The following is a 17,208-nucleotide window of genomic DNA, read 5'->3' as shown; positions in this document are numbered from 1 at the left end:
GATCGTGTTGTGTGGATCGCGCGAGTGGCGGGCGGGGCGAGTAGGGTCCCTGCCCATGAAGCTGGCGTTCTCCACTCTCGGTGTCCCCGGCCTGCCCGTCCCGGAGGTCCTCGCGCTCGCGACCGCGCACGGCTACCACGGTGTCGAACTGCGCGCCCATCCCGAGGAGCCGGTGCACCCCGGCCTGGCACCCGCCCGACGCGCCGAGACCGCGGCCCTGTTCCGGGACGCCGGGGTCGAGCTGCTGGGCCTCGCCGGGTACGCGCGCGTCGCCGCCCCGGGCGACGACGCGCCCGTACTCGCGGAGATCCGGGACCTCCTGCGGCTGGCCCACGACCTCGGCGCGCCCTTCGTCCGGGTCTTCCCCGGCGCCGACCCGGAGCGGCCCCGCGAGGAGTCGGACGCGATCGCCGCCCGGCGGCTCGGCACCGCCGCCGAGGACGCCGCCGCCCTGGGCGTCCGGATCCTGCTGGAGACCCACGACTCGCACCGCACCGGCGCCGACGCGATCCGGATCCTCGGCCCGGTCGGGCACCGGCAGGTGGGCGCGCTGTGGGACGTGATGCACACCTGGCTGGGTGGTGAGCAGCCGTCGGACACCTACGCGGCCCTCGCCCCGCACCTGGGCTACGTCCAGGTCAAGGACATCGCCTCCGCCGAGGACCCCACCCCCCTGCCGCTCGGCACCGGCGTGCTGCCGCTCACCGAGTGCGTGGACGTGCTGTCCCGGCACCACTGGGACGGCTGGCTGTGCTGGGAGTACGAGAAGCGCTGGTACGAGGGGGCCGCGCCGCTTCCGGGGCTGCTCGGCGCCGGCCGCGAGCATCTGCTGAGGGTGCTGGGCGAAGCGGCCTAGCTAGGGCACGTCGGCGTCGTCGAAGAGCGCGAGCATCCGGGTCAGGACGTGCACGCACGCGTCCACTTCGGCGCCGGTGAGGTTGCCGCCCACCTGCCGCAGGGCCGCGTGTTCGCGGGCGCGTACCGCGGTGATGGCGGCCATGCCGTCGGCGGTCAGCCGGATCAGTGAGGACCGCTGGTGGGCGGGGTTGGGGATGACCTCGACCAGGTGCTGCGCGGCGGCATCGTTGACCATGCGCTGCACGAACTGCCGGCTGAGCGTCTGGGCGCGGCCGAGTTGAGGGACGGTCATGGGTCCGTGCTGACGCAACAGATCCAGGACCGCGCGCACGCCGACGGACAGCCCCTCGATCGGCTCGGCCTGCTCCACCTTGCGGTGCACCCGCCGGTACAGCGGCCCCACCAGGGTGAACACCTCCGTCAGTCGGTCGGCGAGCTCGTCGGGCGGCAGTGGGGTGTCGGTGCCTGTCATGCCCCAAGAATGACACCTCGGTTGCCAATCCTCGACAATGATGACACCTTGGTTGTCATGGCTGCCTTCGCCGAGCACTCCGGGACGCGTTCGTTCGCGACCTCCGACGGCTCCCTCGCCTATCGCGACACCGGCACGGGGCAGCCGCTGGTGCTGCTCCATGCCGGGTTCTTCGATCACAGCATGTGGGACGACCAGACAACGGCGTTCGCCCCGCACTACCGGGTCATCGCACCGGACGCCCGCGGACACGGCGCCTCCTCGAACGCGACCCGGCCGTTCCGTCCGGCCGACGATCTGGCAGCGCTGCTGCGCCGTCTCGATGCCGGGCCCGCGGTGCTCGTCGGGGTCTCGATGGGCGGGGGCACCGCGGTCGACACCGCGCTCGAACATCCCGAACTGGTGCGCGCCGTGGTCGTCAGCGGCGTGGGGACCAGCGAACCGTACTTCGAGGATCCCTGGAGCCTGGAGGTCCTCGGGGAGCAGAACGGTGCACTGGCGGCCGGCGACATCGAGGGCTGGCTCGACGGGCACGTGCGCTTCGCTGCGGGCCCGCACCGCTCGCCCGGCGAAGTCGATGCGGACGTCGTGAGCCGCCTGCGCGCGATGGCGTCCCGGACGATCTCCAAGCACAGGGCCGGCGAACCGGACCATCGCGTACCGGTTCCGCAGACCTGGCGGCGCGCGGCCTTTATCGACGTTCCCGTCCTGGCGATCATCGGCGCCCTCGACGTGAGCGATCACATCGCGATGGCCGAGCGTCTGGTCCGCACGGTGCCCGACGGCCGCGCGGTGTCGGTGGAGAACACCGCACACTTCCCCAACATGGAGCAGCCGGCCCGGTTCAACGCCCTCCTGGCCGAGTTCCTCGAAACCCTTCCTGACCGGGGCCCGGGTGAGGCCGCGGTGCGTCGACCTCCCTCGGGCACCCGCTGATCACGACCTCGCACGGCCCTGGAGGGCCTGTCGACGCTTCGCGTCGTCGCCCGGCGAGCGGCCGAGCGGCGTCACGTGCGCGGTGCTCCGGGGCCCAGGCCCCGGCCCCCGCTGGTCCACCCGCGTCACAGCCGATGCCCGCGCCGAATTCGCTGGCCAGGGCGTCGGCGGCCGGTTACCCTCCCCCGGTGATCCAGCCACCGGGGCCGTGCGCCCACTTCCGCTCATGAGCCTCACCCGCTCGCTCATCGATGTACGCCCCCTGCGCACCTCACCTGTCTTCCGGCGGCTGCTGATCGGCCGGACCGTGTCCGTGCTGGGCGGGTTCATGACCATGGTGACGGTCATGTACCAGGTCTGGGACCAGACCCGCAGCACCGCGTGGACCGGCGCCGTCGGGCTGGCCCAGGCACTGCCGCTGGTGGTGTTCGGGCTGTTCGCCGGGGCGTGGGTGGACCGGGCCGACCGGCGCCGGGTCTTCCTCGCGGCGACCGTGGGCCAGGCGGCCTGCTCGCTGCTGCTCGCCGTGCAGGGCTTCACCGGGCACGTGCCGCCGGCGGTCGTCCTGCTCCTCGTCGCCGTGCAGTCGGGCTTCGGCGCGCTGGGCGCCCCGGCCGCCGGGGTGTTCGTACCGCGGCTGCTGCCCAAGGAGCAGGTGGCCGCCGGGCTGGCGCTCCAGCAGGTGACCGGTCAGTCGATGATGCTGCTCGGTCCCGCCCTGGCCGGGCTGCTGCTCGGCTGGTTCGGCATCGGCGTCTGCTATCTGCTGGACGCCCTCAGCTTCGGCCTCGCCTTCTACGGCGCCCGCGGGCTGCCGGCGCTGCCGCCGCAGGGCGAGCCGTCGCGGGCCGGGCTGCACGGGGTGCTGGACGGGCTGCGGTTCCTGGCCGGGCACCGGGTGGTGCGGGGCGCGCTGGTCACCGACCTCGCCGCCACCGTGCTGTCGTTCCCGGTGAGCCTGTTCCCGCTGGTGAACGCCGAGCGGTTCGGGGACGACCCGCGCACCCTCGGCCTGTTCCTGTCGGCGCTGGCGGTGGGCGGGGTCGCCGCGACCGCGCTGTCCGGCCCGCTGACCCGGCTCGCCCGGCCGGGCCCGGTGATGCTGTGCGCGTCCGCCACCTGGGGCGCGGCCCTGGTGCTGTTCGGCCTGGCCGGCAACCCCTGGCTGGGCCTGGTCCTGCTCGCGCTGGCCGGCGCGGCGGACGCCACGGCCGTGGTCTCCCGCTCCACGATCGTGCAGACCCGCACCCCGGACGCGCTGCTCGGCCGGGTCACGGCGGCCGAGCAGATCGTCGGCCAGGCGGGTCCCAGCCTCGGCAACGCGCGCGGCGGCCTGCTCGCCGGCTGGACGTCGGGCACGACCGCCCTGATCAGCGGCGGTCTGCTGTGCGTGCTGGCGGTGGCGGCGGTCGCGACGACGACACCCGAACTGCGGGACGGGGCTAGCGCGGTGCCGGACGCACCGTGAGCGGTGCGGTGCCGCTGAGGCACCAGTCAAGGACCGCCGGCCAGGGACCGTACCCGGCGTCCAGGTCGAGGTGGGCGGCGCCGGGCAGGACGTCGGCGGGGATGCCGAGCGGCTCGGCGAAGACCGTGTCCGCGCCCCCGGGGCAGTACGGGTCGTCGTCGCCCGCGACCAGCCGCGTCGGCCCGGGCAGGGTGAAGTCCAGCGCGGGCGGGGCGAAGGCGGCCACCTCCGGGTACCCGGCGAGGACGGGACCGGACGGCGGGGAGACGAGCAGCACCCGGTCCGCGTACCGCTGCTGCTTCATGCCCCGGGCGGCGGCGTGCAGCCACAGCACGGCGGACAGACTGTGGGCCACCACGACCCGCTCGCCGGGGACGTCGTTCAACTCCTCCAGGTGGCGGGCGAGTTCGCCGAGCCAGACGTCCAGGTCGGGGTCGTCGGCGTCGGGCAGCTGCGGATAGCCGACCCGGTGGCCGAGTGCGGTGAGCCGGTCGGCGAGCCAGTGCTGCCAGTGCTCCGGCGGGCGGTGGTTCTGCCAGCCGTGCAGGATCAGGTACGCGCGTGTGGTCATACCGGTGATCCTCCACGGCCGGCGCCCACCGGTCCAGCGAGCCCCTTGGAGGCCGGGGAACGTCCGGACGCGCACCGCGAATGCCCGGTCGGCCGCCGTTCGTGGGTACTGTGCATTCCCTTGACGGAAAGAAACTTCCCGGATATTGGTGACTCCTCGGAAGTTTCCTTCAGCGGTTCTCCTCTGGAAGGAGCGCACGTGCACCACACCAGCACGGGTAGCGACACCGGCACGGGAAGCGGCACCGGCACGGAAGGCACGGAGAACTCCGCCGGCGCGGGCAGACACACCGCGCGTCCGTCCAGGCGCGCCGTCCTCGCCGCGACCGCGGGCCTCACCGCCGCGCTGACCGTACCGACGACCGCCCACGCCGCCACCCCCGACGACCGCCGGCTGCGCGCCCTGATCTCCCGCATGACGCTGGAGGAGAAGGTCGGCCAGCTCTTCGTGATGCGGGTCTACGGCCACTCCGCAACCGCCCCCGACCAGGCCGACATCGACGCCAACCTCAACGAGATCGGCGTCCGCACCGCCGCCGAGCTGATCGCCAAGTACCGGGTCGGCGGCATCATCTACTTCGCCTGGGCGCACAACACCCGCGACCCGCACCAGATCGCCGACCTCTCCAACGGCATCCAGCGGGCCTCCCTGGACCAGCCGCGCGGCCTGCCGGTGCTCATCGCCACCGACCAGGAGCACGGCGCGGTGTGCCGGATCGGCAAGCCCGCCACCCTCTTCCCCGGCGCCATGGCGATCGGCGCGGGCGGCTCCCGCTCCGACGCCCGCGCCCTGGGCCGGATCTCCGGTGCCGAGCTGCGCGCGATGGGCGTCAACCAGGACTACTCCCCCGACGCCGACGTGAACGTCAACCCGGCCAACCCGGTCATCGGCGTCCGCTCCTTCGGCGCCGACCCGGAGGCCGTGGCCGGGCTGGTCGCCGCCGAGGTGAAGGGCTATCAGGCGGCGGGGGTCGCCGCCACCGCCAAGCACTTCCCGGGCCACGGGGACACCGCCGTCGACAGCCACTACGGCTTCCCGGTCATCACCCACAGCCGTGAACTGTGGGAGGAGCTGGACGCCGTACCCTTCCGGGCCGCGATCCGGGCGGGCATCGACTCGATCATGACCGCGCACATCCAGTTCCCGGCCCTGGACGACTCCGGCGACCCGGCGACCCTCTCCCGCCCGATCCTGACCGGCATCCTGCGCGGGGAACTCGGCTACGACGGGGTCGTGATCACCGACTCGCTCGGCATGCAGGGTGTGCGCACCAAGTACGGCGACGACCGGGTGCCGGTGCTCGCGCTCAAGGCCGGCGTGGACCAGTTGCTCAACCCGCCGTCGCTGGACGTGGCCTGGAAAGCGGTGCTGAGGGCCGTGCGGGAGGGCGAGCTGACCGAGGCCCGCCTGGACGAATCGATCCTGCGCATCCTGCGCCTGAAGGCCCGGCGCGGACTCTTCGACCGCCCGTGGGCCGACCGGGCGGACGTCGACCGGACGGTGGGCACCAAAGCCCATCTGGCCACGGCCGACCGCATCGCCGAACGCACCACCACCCTGCTGGTCAACGAGGACGCCACCCTGCCCCTCGACCGCCGCACGCGGCGCAGGCTGCTGGTCGTCGGCGCCGACCCGGCCTCCCCGTCCGGCACCACCGGCCCGCCCACCGGCGTGCTGGCCGCCGCCCTCACCGACCTGGGCTTCACCGCCACGGCCCTGTCCACCGGCACCTCGCCCTCCGCGGCGGCCATCGACCAGGCGGTCACCGCCGCGCGGGACGCGGACGCGGTGATCGTGGCCACGTACAACGTGACGGCGTCCAGCACCCAGCGCACCCTGGTGGAACGTCTGCTGGCCACGGGCACGCCGGTGGTCGCGCTGGCCGTCCGCAACCCGTACGACATCGCGCAGCTCCCCTCCGTCCGCGCCTGCCTGGCCACGTACTGCTGGACGGACGTCGAACTGCGCGCCGCCGCACGGGTGATCGCGGGCCGGGTCGGACCGCGCGGGAAGCTGCCGGTGCCGGTGCAGCGGGCGGACGACCCCACGCGGGTGCTGTACCCGATCGGTCACGGGCTGACCTACTAGCGGGCACCCGCCCGCCGCGACCTCCTGGCGGGCACCCGCCCGCCGTCCGGCGTCTCCTCCGTACGGCCCCCTCCCGGCTGCGGCGCACGTCAGGTGTGACCGATCCTGGCTGGACCGGGGACCGACGCCCCCGCGCGACGGAGGAGGCGCCGTGACACTCCTGACCCGGATCCCGCTGGAGGGCGGGGGCTCCATCCTGGTCGAGGCACCGGCCGGCCTGGAGGGACCGGTGAAGGCCGGGCGCGCCGGGGAGTTCCTGCACGAGGCACCCCGGACTCTCCAGGAGGCGCTGGAACCGATCACCCAGGCGGCACAGACCGCCCTGGCGCAGTTGCGCAAGGCCCGGCCCGACGGGATCACCGTCGAGTTCGGGGTGGACCTCGCGGTCGAGGCCGGGGCGGTGATCACCAAGGGCCGGGCCACCTGCCACCTCCAGGTGACGATGTCCTGGCAGGACACGCATGCCTAGCACCGCCGGAGGAACGGACGAAGGGCTGCCCTTGGTCCTCCCGATGGCGGTGGCCCGGCTCCACACCCCGGACGGGAGGGTGGCCGGAGCGGGTTTCCTGGTCGCCGAGGACGTCCTCGTCACCTGCGCGCATGTCTGCCGAACGGTTGGAGGGGCGCGTCGAGGACTGGCGGGCGCCCGAGCACGACGACGTCGCCTTCGTACGCCTGGAGGCCGCGCCCCGGCACGAGAGTGCTGCCGCTCGGCTCGGCGAAGGGCTGCGCGGGCCACAAAGTCCAGTCGTACGGCTTCCCGGCGCAGGCACCGCCGACCGGGCACTCCGGCTACGGCCGGGCGGGCGACCCGCTGACGGCCACCGCGAACAGGGGCCGGCTCCTCCAGCTGACCGAAGCCAACGACCTCACCACCGGCTTCAGCGGCGGGCCCGTCCTCGATCTGCGGACCGGCCTCGTCATCGGCATGCTCACCGAGATCACGGCGCCCGACGCGCTCGCTCGCGGACAGAACATCGCCTACGCCACCCCGACCGAGGCCCTGCGCGAGATCCGGCCCCGGCTGACGGCACAGCAGGTCTGCCCGTACCGGGGCCTGGACCGTTCACGGCGGAGCACGCGCCCTGGTTCGAGGGGCGGGGCGAGGCCGTACGGCAGGTGGTGGCGAACCTGGCGGGCGGGCACCGTCTGACCCTGCTCCTCGGGCCGCTGCTCAGCCCCTCCGCGGCCGTCCAGAAGATCTGCGGCGCCGTCAACCGCGACCTGAGCCGGGAGGACGCTGCCGGTGGCGAGGGCGTGTCCGTCTGGACTGAACGCCACCGAGCTGACCTCGCCGCCGTGCCCGGTGAGGGTGACACGAGTCCTGCCGGTGCTGACGTCCCACACCGGTGGCCGGGTCCCACAGCCGAGCGGTGCCGTCGTACGCCGCGCGGTGCCGTCGCCGGTCCTCGGAGGACTCGGTGAGGAACTCCTCGAACTGGTCGACGACCAGCAGGACCCGCTCGGCGGCCGGTTCGGCCGCGAGTCTGCGCCGGGCCGCCGCCACGACCCCGTCGCGCCCCGCACCGGCAGCCCGGCCCGCTCGACCTCGGCCGCCAGATCCTGCCTCGGCCGGGCCAGCACCGGCAGCCACCGGTCGTTGCCCGGCACCACCGTCCCCTTCGCCAGCGCCGGCAGCACCCCCGCCTGGATCAGCGACGACTTGCCCGAGCCGGACGCGTACCTGCCGGGCCGATCGGTCCGCCCCGTCTGCCCGTCGCACTGACGGCGGGCCACCCCGGGCCCGCCGTCGGTGTTCGCCTCGACGACAGGTCACGGCCGCAACGCCGGCTCCCTCTCCGTGTCCCGTGCGTCCAGCCTCGCGTCGTACCTGGCCAGCGGCTTCGCCTCGGCCACGGCGGCCGGGGAGACACCCGCCCAGTCCAGGATGCGGGCGGTGGCCAGGGACTTCTGGTCCGGGATCAGGCCCGCCACGTTCGCGCCGTGGTTCGCCCCGGGTGCCGTGAAGACGTACGCGTCACGGGCGCCCGCGCCGAGACGGAAGCGTTCCGAGCCCCAGGGGTCGTTCTGGCCGTAGACGAAGAGCATGTGGTCGGCGTGGTGGCGGACCCAGGTGTCCACGTCCCGCATGGCGTCCGGCTGGAAGCGCATCGGGATCGAGCGGGGCACGAAGTTGCGCGGGGGCTGGTAGCCGTAGCGGATCAACTTCCGCTCGATGTGCGGGAAGTGGATCGTCGGGGCGCCCAGCTGCGTGCCCGCCTGGTAGTAGTACGGGGTGTACGTCTCCAGGCCCTGGTCGGTGTAGGCGGAGAAGCCGGAGATCGTGTCGACCGAGTTCCAGATCTCCTCGTCGGTCGCGGTGGCCGCGTCCGCCGGGACGGTGTCGCAGTCCTTCAGCAGGCTGTACTGCCAGAAGCCCCAGACGTAGTCGAGGACGACCGCCTCGTAGGCCTTGTCGAGGCTGCCGATGGTGGTGAAGGTGTAGCCGTTCTCGGCGGCGTACGCGGCGTACTTCTTCTCCAGCGGCCCGCGCCGCACCAGCGCCTCGCGCTGGACGGCGTTCAGCCGGTCCCGGCACTCCTTGGTGCCGACCCGCTCGAAGAAGCGGTCGTACGCCGAGTCCTCCTTGTTCACCACGTCGTTGGGGGCGACGTAGGCCACCACGCCGTCCATGTCGCGGGGGTAGAAGCGCTCGTAGTACGTGGCCGTCATGCCGCCCTTGGAGCCGCCGGTGGCCAGCCAGTTGGCGGAGTACAGGGGCTTCAGGGCCTCGTACACCCGGTGCTGGTCGCTCGCCGCCTGCCAGATGTCGAGCGTGGACCAGTCGGCCGGGGCCGGGCGGGACGGGGTGAAGAAGCGGTATTCCAGGGAGACCTGGTTGCCGTCCACGATCTGGGTGGGCTCGCGGCGCGAGGGCGTCGTGGAGACGTTGTAGCCGCTGGTGTAGAAGACCGTGGGGCGGCTGGTGTCCTTGTGCAGCACGGTGATGCGCTGCTGGAAGGTGCCCCGGTCGGGGTGGCGGTGGTCGACCGGCTGGGTGTAGTTCAGGACGAAGTAGCGGTAGCCGGGGTACGGCTTCTCCTGGATCAGGCTCATGCCGGGTATCGACAGGAGCCGGTCCTTGATGTCGGTGGGCTCGGACTCGGCGGCGGTGGCCGCGCCGGCCGCCGTGCTCAGGGTTCCTATGAACACCGTGAGCGCCAGCAGCCATCTGAGCGCCTTGCGCATGCGCACTCTCCCCTGTGAGACAGATGTGCGCCGGAAGCTATCCCAGCAACTGCTGTCCCACCAGAGGGAATTGAGCGCTCCGCATCACCGGCCGGACGCCGGGCCGCGGTCAGCGCAGGACATTCAGCACAGGATCCAGCCCGAGCTGACCGAGTACTTGCCCACCGAGCCCTTGATCCACACGCAGCGGTGGCCGGCGTGCACGGTCACCGGACCGGCGTGGTGCTTGTAGCGGCCCTTGTCGACGACCGGCCGGTTGCCGCGGGCCTGCACACTGACCGACATGGTCCGGGTGGGCCCGGGCTGTCTGGCGACGGTGACGGCACAGACGTAGCCGTTGCGCTTGTAGACGTGGGTGACTCCGGACTGGAACGGGAGCGTGCGCACCTCGCGCCCGGCGCAGCCGCTCGCCGACTCGGCCCGCGCGGTCCCCGTCACCGTCAGCCCGAGCACCCCGGACGCGGCCAGCACGGCCGCGGCGAGCACCAGTCGCCTGCGCGGCCGCCGGCGTATCGCACCACTGTCCACTGTCGTCCTCCCCGTCCCGGTCACACACCCCGTGCCCGTACTGATGTACGGACGCACGGGTGTGTCGGATGGTTGCACGACCGTCAGGGAGACGACCCGGCACGGGAGACCTCAGCGGGAGGCGCCGACCGGCTCCTCCGGCTCGGACTGGCCGACGAAGGTCCGCCACAGCTCGGCGTACCGGCCGCCGCGGGCCAGCAGCTCCTCGTGGGTGCCGTCCTCCGCGACCCGTCCGTGGTCCATCACCACCACCCGGTCCGCGCGGGCGGCGGTGGTCAGCCGGTGGGCGACCACCAGGGTCGTACGGCGGCCCGCCAGCCGGTCGGTGGCCTGGTTGACCTGCGCCTCGGTGGCCAGGTCCAGGGCCGCCGTGGCCTCGTCCAGGAGCAGGATGTCCGGGTCGACCAGCTCCGCGCGGGCGAGGGCGATGAGCTGGCGCTGGCCCGCCGAGAGGTTGCGGCCGCGCTCGGCGACCTCGTGCAGATAGCCGCCCTCCAGCGTGGCGATCATCTCGTGCGCGCCGACCGCGCGGGCCGCCGCCTCCACCTCGGCGTCGGTGGCCTCGGGACGGCCGTAGGCGATGGCGTCGCGGACGGTGCCCGGGAAGAGGTACGCCTCCTGCGGGACGACCCCGAGCCGGTGGCGGTACGACGTGAGGTCGAGGGCGCGCAGATCCGTGCCGTCGACCGTGACCCGCCCGGCGGTCGGGTCGTAGAACCGGGCCACCAGCTTCACCAGCGTCGACTTGCCCGCGCCCGTCTCGCCGACGAACGCGACCGTCTGCCCGGCCGGGATCGTCAGGTCGATGCCGGACAGCGCCTCCTCCTCGGCGCCGTACGCGAAGCGCACGCCCTCGAAGGCGATGTCACCGCGCAGGGAGAGCACGTCGAGAGGTTCGTCGGCGGTCCGCGTGGACGTGGGCTCGCGCAGCAGCTCCTGGATGCGGCCCAGCGAGACCGTGGCCTGCTGGTAGCCGTCGAAGACCTGGGAGAGCTGCTGGACGGGCGCGAAGAACAGGTCGATGTAGAGCAGGTACGCCACCAGGGCGCCCGTGGTCAGCGTGGCCGCCTCCACCCGGCCCGCGCCCGCGATCAGCACGGCCGCCGCGGCCACCGAGGACAGCAGCTGCACGAACGGGAAGTAGACGGATATCAGCCGCTGGCCGCGGATGCGGGCGCTGCGGTAGGCGTCGCTGCGCTCGGCGAACCGCCGCCCGCCGTCCCGCTCCCGCCGGAAGGCCTGCACGATGCGCAGCCCGGCCACGGTCTCCTGGAGGTCGGCGTTCACCGTCGACACCCGCTCGCGGGCGAGTTCGTACGCCTTCACGCTCGCCCGGCGGAAGAAGAAGGTGGCCACGATCAGCGGGGGCAGGGTGGCGAAGACGACGAGCGCGAGCTGGAGGTCGAGCACCAGCAGCGCGACCATGATCCCGAAGAAGGTGACGACCGAGACGAACGCCGTGACCAGGCCGGTCTGCAGGAAGGTGGAGAGCGCGTCGACGTCCGTCGTCATCCGGGTCATGATCCGGCCGGTCAGCTCGCGCTCGTAGTAGTCCAGGCCGAGCCGCTGGAGCTGGGCGAAGATCTTCAGCCGCAGCGTGTACAGCACGCGTTCGCCGGTACGGCCGGTCATCCGGGTCTCGCCGATCTGCGCGGCCCACTGGACGAGCACGGTCAGCAGGCCCAGCAGCGCAGCCGACCAGACCGCGCCGATCGCCATCTTGGTGACGCCGGAGTCGATGCCGTGCCGGATCAGCACCGGCAGCAGCAGGCCGGCGCCCGCGTCGACGGCGACCAGCAGCAGGCTGACGAGCAGCGGCAGGCGGAAGCCGCGCAGCAGGCGGCGCAGGCCGTAGGAGTCCTCGGGCAGGACGGCGCGGGCCTCGTCGATGTCCGGGGTGTCGGTGGCCGGGGGCAGCGCCTCGACCTGGGCGAGCAGCTCCGGGGTGGCCGGGCTGCCGGCCAACGCCCTGTCCTCGGCGTTCTTGGGCTCGCGGTCGCCGGTCCACAGCCGGGGGGTGACGCCCCGCTCCGCGTCGAACTCCGCCTCCAGCTCGTCGCGGACGGAGGTGTCCTCGCGGGGCTCGGCCGGCAGGGCGCGGCCCGGGGAGACCCCGCCGAGCTCGTCCGGGTCGGTGAGCAGACGGCGGTAGAGGGCCGAGCGCTCCTGGAGCTCCTCGTGCGTGCCGACGTCGGCGAGCCGGCCGCCGTCGAGCACGGCGATGCGGTCGGCGAGGTTGAGGGTGGAGCGGCGGTGGGCGATGAGCAGGGTCGTACGGCCCTCCATCACGTGCTTCAGCGCATCGTGGATCTCGTGCTCGACGCGGGCGTCCACGGCCGAGGTGGCGTCGTCCAGGACCAGCAGGCGCGGGTCGGTGAGCAGGGCGCGGGCGAGGGCGATGCGCTGGCGCTGGCCGCCGGAGAGGGTCAGGCCCTGCTCGCCGACCTTGGTCTCGTAGCCGTGGGGCAGCTCCCTGATGAAGCCGTCCGCCTGGGCGGCGCGGGCGGCGGCCTCGATCTCCTCGTCGGTGGCGTCCGGGCGGCCGTAGGCGATGTTGTCGCGGACGGTGTCGGAGAAGAGGAACGAATCCTCCGGGACCAGTCCGATCGCGGCCCGCAGTGACTCCAGGGTCAGTTCGCGGACGTCGTGGCCACCGATCAGGACGGCGCCGTGGGTGACGTCGTAGAAGCGCGGCAGGAGCAGGGAGAGGGTGGACTTGCCGGAGCCGGAGGAGCCGACGACGGCGAGGGTCTCGCCGGGCCGGATCTCGAAGCTCAGCCCGTCCAGCACGGGACGCTCGCGGTCGTAGCCGAAGGACACGTCGTCGAACTCGACGGTCGCGGGTGCGTCGGCGGGGAGGGTCTTGGTGCCGTCCTTGAGGGTCGGCTCGGTGTCGATCAGCTCCAGGACGCGCTCGGTGCCGGCGCGGGCCTGCTGGCCGACGGTGAGGACCATCGCGAGCATGCGGACCGGGCCGACGAGCTGGGCCAGGTAGGTGGAGAAGGCCACGAAGGTGCCCAGCGTGATGTGCCCGCGTACGGCGAGCCAGCCGCCGAGGGCCAGCATCGCGACCTGGCCGAGTGCGGGCACGGCCTGGAGGGCCGGGGTGAACTTGCTGTTCAGGCGGATCGTGCGCAGGCGCCCCGCGAAGAGCCGGCGGCCGACCTCGCGCAGCTTGTTCGTCTCCTGGTCCTCCTGCCCGAACCCCTTCACCACGCGGACGCCGCTCACCGCGCCGTCCACCACACCGGCCACGGCGGCGGCCTGGGCCTGCGCGTACCAGGTGGCCGGGTGCAGCCTGCTGCGGCTGCGCTTGGCGATCCAGCCGAGGGCGGGCGCGACGGCCAGGGCGACCAGGGTCAGCGGCAGCGACAGCCACGCCATGATCACCAGGGAGAGCAGGAAGAGGAGGAGGTTCCCGATGGTCATCGGGAGCATGAAGAGCAGGCCCTGGATCAGCTGGAGGTCGCTGGTGGCACGGCCGACGACCTGCCCGGTGGACAGCTCGTCCTGGCGGCGGCCGTCCAGCCGGGTGATCGTGCCGTACATCTCGGTCCGCAGGTCGTACTGGACGTCGAGGGCGAGCCGGCCGCCGTAGAAGCGGCGGATGTAGGTGAGGGCGTAGACCAGGACGGCGGCGCCTATCAGGGCGCCGGCCCAGGGGGCCATGGCGCGGGTGTGGCCGCCGATCACGTCGTCGATGATCACCTTGGTGATCAGCGGGACGACGGCCAGGACGGCCATGCCGGCGAGCGAGGAGCCGAGGGCGAGGACGACGTCCTTCGGATACCGCCAGGCGTACCCCGCCAGACGTCGTGCCCATCCCCGTTGCGCTGCCACGCCGGTGCCTCCAGTTTTTCGGCCTGCTCTACCGGAAGGCGTCAACGCCGGACGATGCGGATTTCATCCCTCCGCAACAATCCGGGGCAGCGGTCAGACACGTACCCGCAGGTAGTAGAACCTGGTCGTCTGGGCCGCGTTCTGGTTGTCGTCGCTCACCAGGAGGACCTTCAGGCGGCCGGCGTGGTCGCGGCCCGTGATCGTCATGCCCTCGATGTTGTCCAGGAGGGGGTTCGGCTGGGGCTGCCTCGCCGTGGCGCCGAGGGAGGGGCAGCCGGCGATGTCGGCCAGCAGCGTCTTCTCGACCAGGCGGACCCCTGGCTGACCGGTGAGGTTCTCGGTGCCGCTCGTGTCCGTGGCGTGGCGGGGGTCGGCCAGGTAGAGGCGGACCGTGTTGCCGACGCCGGCGGTGAAGCCGCGCTCCAGGACGAGGAGGCGGCCGTCGGGGGTCGCCTGGACCTCCGGGACGCCGAGGCCGGCGTCGGTGCGGTAGGCGTACTGGGCGCCGATCGTGAAGCGGCCGTGGTGGCGGGTCCACGTCTGGAAGCGGACGATGCCGGCGGAGTCGCCCGCGAGCGCGTACTCCATGGAGGCCAGCAGGGTGTGGCCGCCGGGCAGCAGCGTCAGACCCTCGAAGGTCTGGTTGGTGGTGGCGCGGCCGGCCGGGGCGACCTGGAGGGCGGACGGGACCGGGAGGCGGTCGAGGATCGTGCCGTCGCGCGCGTAGCGGCGGACGGACGGCTCGGTCTCGGAGGAGATCAGCCGGGTGCCGTCCCGGTCGATGACGAGGCCCTCGGAGTCGAGGTCGGCGCCCTTCTCGTCGGCGAGGCGCACGGCCGCCCGCGGCTGGAGAGTACGGGCGTCCAGGCGGAACAGCGACGAGCGGTCGGCCAGGGCCGCGAGCGAGCCGTCCCGGTCCACCGCGAGGGCGGAGAAGTTGCCGACGAAGGTGCCGTCGTACGTCGTCTTGTCCAGCGCGTCGGAGAAGCGGTCGATCGACACGGTGGCCGAGCAGGCGTGGCGCGCGGTGGTGCCGGCGGCGGCCGGCCCGGCGGCGGCCAGACAGGTGGCCGCCGCCAGGCCGGCGGTGAGGGTGGCGAGTACGGTTCTCAGGCGCATGGCTCTCACCGTAGGACTCGTCGGTGACGTGCGCGAGACCGCCTCGTGAAGGGTCAGCTCCGCGGCGGTACGGCGACGAACGCCTCGCGCGGCTGGCTGGTCGGGGTGTAGCGGGTGACGCCGCTGGTGGTCGGCACCAGGTCCTTGTGGATCGCCTTGGCGACGTTCTGGATCGTGGTGACGCCGTAGCTCATGGTGCTGTTGTCCTGCGTCAGCACGGTGATCATGTAGTCGCGGCCGGCGCCGTTGAAGGTGCCCAGGCTGTGCACCCGCCAGCCGTGCGTGGAACGCTGCAGCCAGCCGTTCTTCACGTGCACGGAGACGGAGGACGGCGCGCCGGCCGGGGTGCCCCAGCGCTGCGAGGAGACGACCTGGCCCATCAGCTTCAGGATGTAGGCGCGGGAGTTGTCGCTCAGCACGCTGTTCTTGGCGGTGACGAGCTTCAGGAGCTTCTGCTCGTCGTTGACGTTCTCCTGGGTCAGGCCCCAGTAGCCGTTCGCGCCCGGCACGGTCTTGGTCATGCCGGCGGCGGCCAGGAAGCCCTTGATCTTGGTCATGCCGAGCTGCTTCCAGAGCTTGCTGGTCGCGTTGTTGTCGGACTGGGTGATCATGGCCTTGGCGAGCGACTGCTCGGTGCTCGTCAGGTACCGGTTGTGCTTCTTCGCGTCCCACAGCAGCGTGGCGAGCACGGTGACCTTGACCGTGCTGGCCGAGTCGTACGCGCTGGTGGCCCGCAGGGTGCAGGTGGTCTTGGTGCCGCGGTCGTACAGGCCGATGGCGACCGTGCCCTTGCGGTTGGTGAGGGCGGCCGTGATGTCCTTCTTCAGCTTGGCGGCCAGGCCCGCCTTGGCGGACGTGCAGGTCACGGTGGGCGTGGCCGCGGCGGCCGGGGTGGCGGCGGTGACCGCCGGGACGAGCAGCGCGGCACTGACGGCGGCCGCGAGCACGCCGGCCCGGCCGGATATCCGGTGAGTCATGGAAAGTTCCCCTTGAACGTCGTACGGGCGTCCCCCTGAACGCCGTTGAGCGCACCCGTGCGCTGCATGACTTGACTCGCCAGGGTGGTCGATAGTTGTACGCGCGTTCGCAGAAGGGGAGTTCCTCACAGGTGCCGTCCCGGCGTACGGCGGTCACGGCGAAGTTCGGCCCGCCCGCGACCAGGAGGAAGCCCTCGCGGTCGGCCCGGTGGGCCGTGATCGGGGCCGCGGCGGCGATCGCCGGCTACGGGGCGGCGACCGTCTACGGGCTCGCCTTCACGAACCCGCTCGACCTGTGCGGGGAGAGGGGCGGCGACGGCGTGTACCGGGATGCCGGACGGGACTACGGCCTGACCTCGGTGAGCGTGGACGGCTTCCCCCCGTCCGTCACCTGCCACTGGACCAGCGGCCACGACACCGAGGAGGTGTGGTTCTGGGCCCCGCCTCTGCTGTACGCGGGGCCGGCCTGCTCCGCCGTCTGCTCCGTTCTGCTTCTCGCCGACCCTCACGCGTGCGGAAACACCCCTCACGTCGACGGGCGTGACGCGTAGACAGCTTCCGGCCCCCGTGGTCGTACTAGTCCCACTTCTTCCCTCACACCGGCGAAGGCGGTCCCGCCGCCGGGCGTGTTCCGTCGGCCCGCCCCCACCATGGCGGTGCCCGGCGCGCTGCCGGGCGTCCCGACTCCCCTTCCTGGAGAGCCACATGAAGCAACAGCTCCGCGCCTGGACGCTGGCCGCCGCCCTCGCCGTGTCCGCCGTACTCCTGCCCGCCGGGACCGCGACGGCCCGTGCCGCCCAGCCCTCCTGCCCCGACGGCTCCGTCTGTTTCTGGAGCGGCGAGGGCTTCGGCGGCTCGTACTGGGAGTGGACGGCCCGCAGCGGCTACCGCGACCTGCCGCCGAGCCTCCACGACCACGTGGGTTCCTTCGTCGCATCGACCCGCGCCTGCTTCATCAACTGGGGTCCGGTGGAGAAACGGGACGTCTTCAACGGCGACTGGCGCTCCCGCTACCTCGGCGACTTCGGCGGCCGGATGGACGGGGTGGGGCCGGGCGGCTGCTGAGGGGAGGCGGTACCGCCTGGCTGTTCGCCTGATGCCGAAAACCGTACAGCGCTCGGCCTGCAGTGGCTGGTGACGTGCACTGTACCGGCGCCGTGCC

Annotated in this window: 15 protein-coding genes and 1 pseudogene; 8 read left to right on the top strand and 8 right to left on the bottom strand. The window is 72.7% G+C overall.

The window, feature by feature from the left end:
- Positions 1 to 55 precede the first annotated feature (55 nt).
- Entirely contained in the window at positions 56 to 856 is an 801-nt protein-coding gene (locus C3492_RS03665) for a sugar phosphate isomerase/epimerase (RefSeq protein WP_181140181.1), read from the top strand.
- On the opposite strand, the gene C3492_RS03660 is transcribed toward C3492_RS03665, so the two are convergent.
- The gene (locus C3492_RS03660; protein ID WP_103810249.1) at positions 857 to 1,330 is read right to left on the bottom strand and encodes a MarR family winged helix-turn-helix transcriptional regulator; all 474 of its coding nucleotides are present in this window, start codon (positions 1,328 to 1,330) and stop codon (positions 857 to 859) included.
- A gap of 57 nt (positions 1,331 to 1,387) precedes the next feature.
- Here C3492_RS03660 and C3492_RS03655 point away from each other — a divergent pair, with 57 nt between their 5' ends.
- Together C3492_RS03655 and C3492_RS03650 are read left to right on the top strand one after the other, a co-directional pair.
- Positions 1,388 to 2,266, top strand: coding sequence for an alpha/beta fold hydrolase (locus C3492_RS03655; RefSeq protein ID WP_103810248.1), 879 nt, complete (start codon positions 1,388 to 1,390; stop codon positions 2,264 to 2,266).
- 226 nt (positions 2,267 to 2,492) lie between these two features.
- Complete coding sequence (locus C3492_RS03650; protein ID WP_103810247.1) at positions 2,493 to 3,734, top strand: MFS transporter; 1,242 nt, start codon at positions 2,493 to 2,495, stop codon at positions 3,732 to 3,734.
- Here C3492_RS03650 and C3492_RS03645 read toward each other — a convergent pair.
- The gene (locus C3492_RS03645; protein ID WP_103810246.1) at positions 3,709 to 4,305 is read right to left on the bottom strand and encodes an alpha/beta hydrolase; all 597 of its coding nucleotides are present in this window, start codon (positions 4,303 to 4,305) and stop codon (positions 3,709 to 3,711) included. The two genes, C3492_RS03650 and C3492_RS03645, sit on opposite strands and share 26 nt — an antisense overlap.
- Positions 4,306 to 4,503: 198 nt before the next feature.
- Here C3492_RS03645 and C3492_RS03640 point away from each other — a divergent pair, with 198 nt between their 5' ends.
- The 3 genes from C3492_RS03640 to C3492_RS44445 all read left to right on the top strand — a co-directional run bounded on the left by C3492_RS03640 (position 4,504) and on the right by C3492_RS44445 (position 7,546).
- Positions 4,504 to 6,393 (top strand): glycoside hydrolase family 3 protein, encoded by a 1,890-nt coding sequence (locus tag C3492_RS03640; RefSeq protein ID WP_103810245.1) that lies wholly within the window; start codon positions 4,504 to 4,506, stop codon positions 6,391 to 6,393.
- Positions 6,394 to 6,544: 151 nt separating this feature from the next.
- On the top strand, positions 6,545 to 6,862 hold the full coding sequence (locus C3492_RS03635) for a CU044_2847 family protein (RefSeq protein ID WP_103810244.1): 318 nt from the start codon (positions 6,545 to 6,547) through the stop codon (positions 6,860 to 6,862).
- 231 nt (positions 6,863 to 7,093) lie between these two features.
- Complete coding sequence (locus C3492_RS44445) at positions 7,094 to 7,546, top strand: hypothetical protein (RefSeq protein WP_181140180.1); 453 nt, start codon at positions 7,094 to 7,096, stop codon at positions 7,544 to 7,546.
- 122 nt (positions 7,547 to 7,668) lie between these two features.
- On the opposite strand, the pseudogene C3492_RS46790 reads toward C3492_RS44445, so the two are convergent.
- The 6 genes and pseudogenes from C3492_RS46790 to C3492_RS03600 all read right to left on the bottom strand — a co-directional run.
- A pseudogene (locus tag C3492_RS46790) lies at positions 7,669 to 8,034 on the bottom strand (hypothetical protein); the annotation flags it as partial.
- A 132-nt stretch (positions 8,035 to 8,166) separates the two neighbouring features.
- Complete coding sequence (locus C3492_RS03620; RefSeq protein ID WP_103810243.1) at positions 8,167 to 9,582, bottom strand: S28 family serine protease; 1,416 nt, start codon at positions 9,580 to 9,582, stop codon at positions 8,167 to 8,169.
- A gap of 123 nt (positions 9,583 to 9,705) precedes the next feature.
- A complete protein-coding gene (locus tag C3492_RS03615) occupies positions 9,706 to 10,110 on the bottom strand; it encodes a hypothetical protein (protein WP_103810242.1) in 405 nt (134 codons plus the stop codon).
- A gap of 111 nt (positions 10,111 to 10,221) precedes the next feature.
- Complete coding sequence (locus C3492_RS03610; RefSeq protein WP_103810241.1) at positions 10,222 to 13,950, bottom strand: ABC transporter ATP-binding protein; 3,729 nt, start codon at positions 13,948 to 13,950, stop codon at positions 10,222 to 10,224.
- A gap of 93 nt (positions 13,951 to 14,043) precedes the next feature.
- The gene (locus tag C3492_RS03605; protein ID WP_103810240.1) at positions 14,044 to 15,069 is read right to left on the bottom strand and encodes an esterase-like activity of phytase family protein; all 1,026 of its coding nucleotides are present in this window, start codon (positions 15,067 to 15,069) and stop codon (positions 14,044 to 14,046) included.
- A gap of 53 nt (positions 15,070 to 15,122) precedes the next feature.
- A complete protein-coding gene (locus tag C3492_RS03600; protein WP_103810239.1) occupies positions 15,123 to 16,046 on the bottom strand; it encodes a serine hydrolase in 924 nt (307 codons plus the stop codon).
- Positions 16,047 to 16,177: 131 nt separating this feature from the next.
- On the opposite strand from C3492_RS03600, the gene C3492_RS03595 reads away from it, so the two are divergent.
- Complete coding sequence (locus C3492_RS03595) at positions 16,178 to 16,597, top strand: hypothetical protein (protein ID WP_103810238.1); 420 nt, start codon at positions 16,178 to 16,180, stop codon at positions 16,595 to 16,597.
- A gap of 154 nt (positions 16,598 to 16,751) precedes the next feature.
- Positions 16,752 to 17,111, top strand: coding sequence for a peptidase inhibitor family I36 protein (locus C3492_RS46600; RefSeq protein ID WP_103810237.1), 360 nt, complete (start codon positions 16,752 to 16,754; stop codon positions 17,109 to 17,111).
- Positions 17,112 to 17,208 lie beyond the last annotated feature (97 nt).

The sequence above is a fragment of the Streptomyces sp. Ru62 genome (genome assembly GCF_002920615.1).
Taxonomy (GTDB): domain Bacteria; phylum Actinomycetota; class Actinomycetes; order Streptomycetales; family Streptomycetaceae; genus Streptomyces.
This window is presented reverse-complemented; position numbering and strand designations above follow the sequence as displayed.

Excerpts from the sequence above, each read along its gene's own strand:
- C3492_RS03605 (WP_103810240.1), bottom strand. The coding sequence starts at position 15,069 with ATGCGCCTGAGAACCGTACTCGCCACCCTCACCGCCGGCCTGGCGGCG.
- C3492_RS03645 (WP_103810246.1), bottom strand. The coding sequence starts at position 4,305 with ATGACCACACGCGCGTACCTGATCCTGCACGGCTGGCAGAACCACCGC.
- C3492_RS03600 (WP_103810239.1), bottom strand. The coding sequence starts at position 16,046 with ATGACTCACCGGATATCCGGCCGGGCCGGCGTGCTCGCGGCCGCCGTC.
- C3492_RS03665 (WP_181140181.1), top strand. The coding sequence starts at position 56 with ATGAAGCTGGCGTTCTCCACTCTCGGTGTCCCCGGCCTGCCCGTCCCG.
- C3492_RS03655 (WP_103810248.1), top strand. The coding sequence starts at position 1,388 with ATGGCTGCCTTCGCCGAGCACTCCGGGACGCGTTCGTTCGCGACCTCC.
- C3492_RS46600 (WP_103810237.1), top strand. The coding sequence starts at position 16,752 with ATGAAGCAACAGCTCCGCGCCTGGACGCTGGCCGCCGCCCTCGCCGTG.
- C3492_RS03660 (WP_103810249.1), bottom strand. The coding sequence starts at position 1,330 with ATGACAGGCACCGACACCCCACTGCCGCCCGACGAGCTCGCCGACCGA.
- C3492_RS03620 (WP_103810243.1), bottom strand. The coding sequence starts at position 9,582 with ATGCGCAAGGCGCTCAGATGGCTGCTGGCGCTCACGGTGTTCATAGGA.
- C3492_RS03650 (WP_103810247.1), top strand. The coding sequence starts at position 2,493 with ATGAGCCTCACCCGCTCGCTCATCGATGTACGCCCCCTGCGCACCTCA.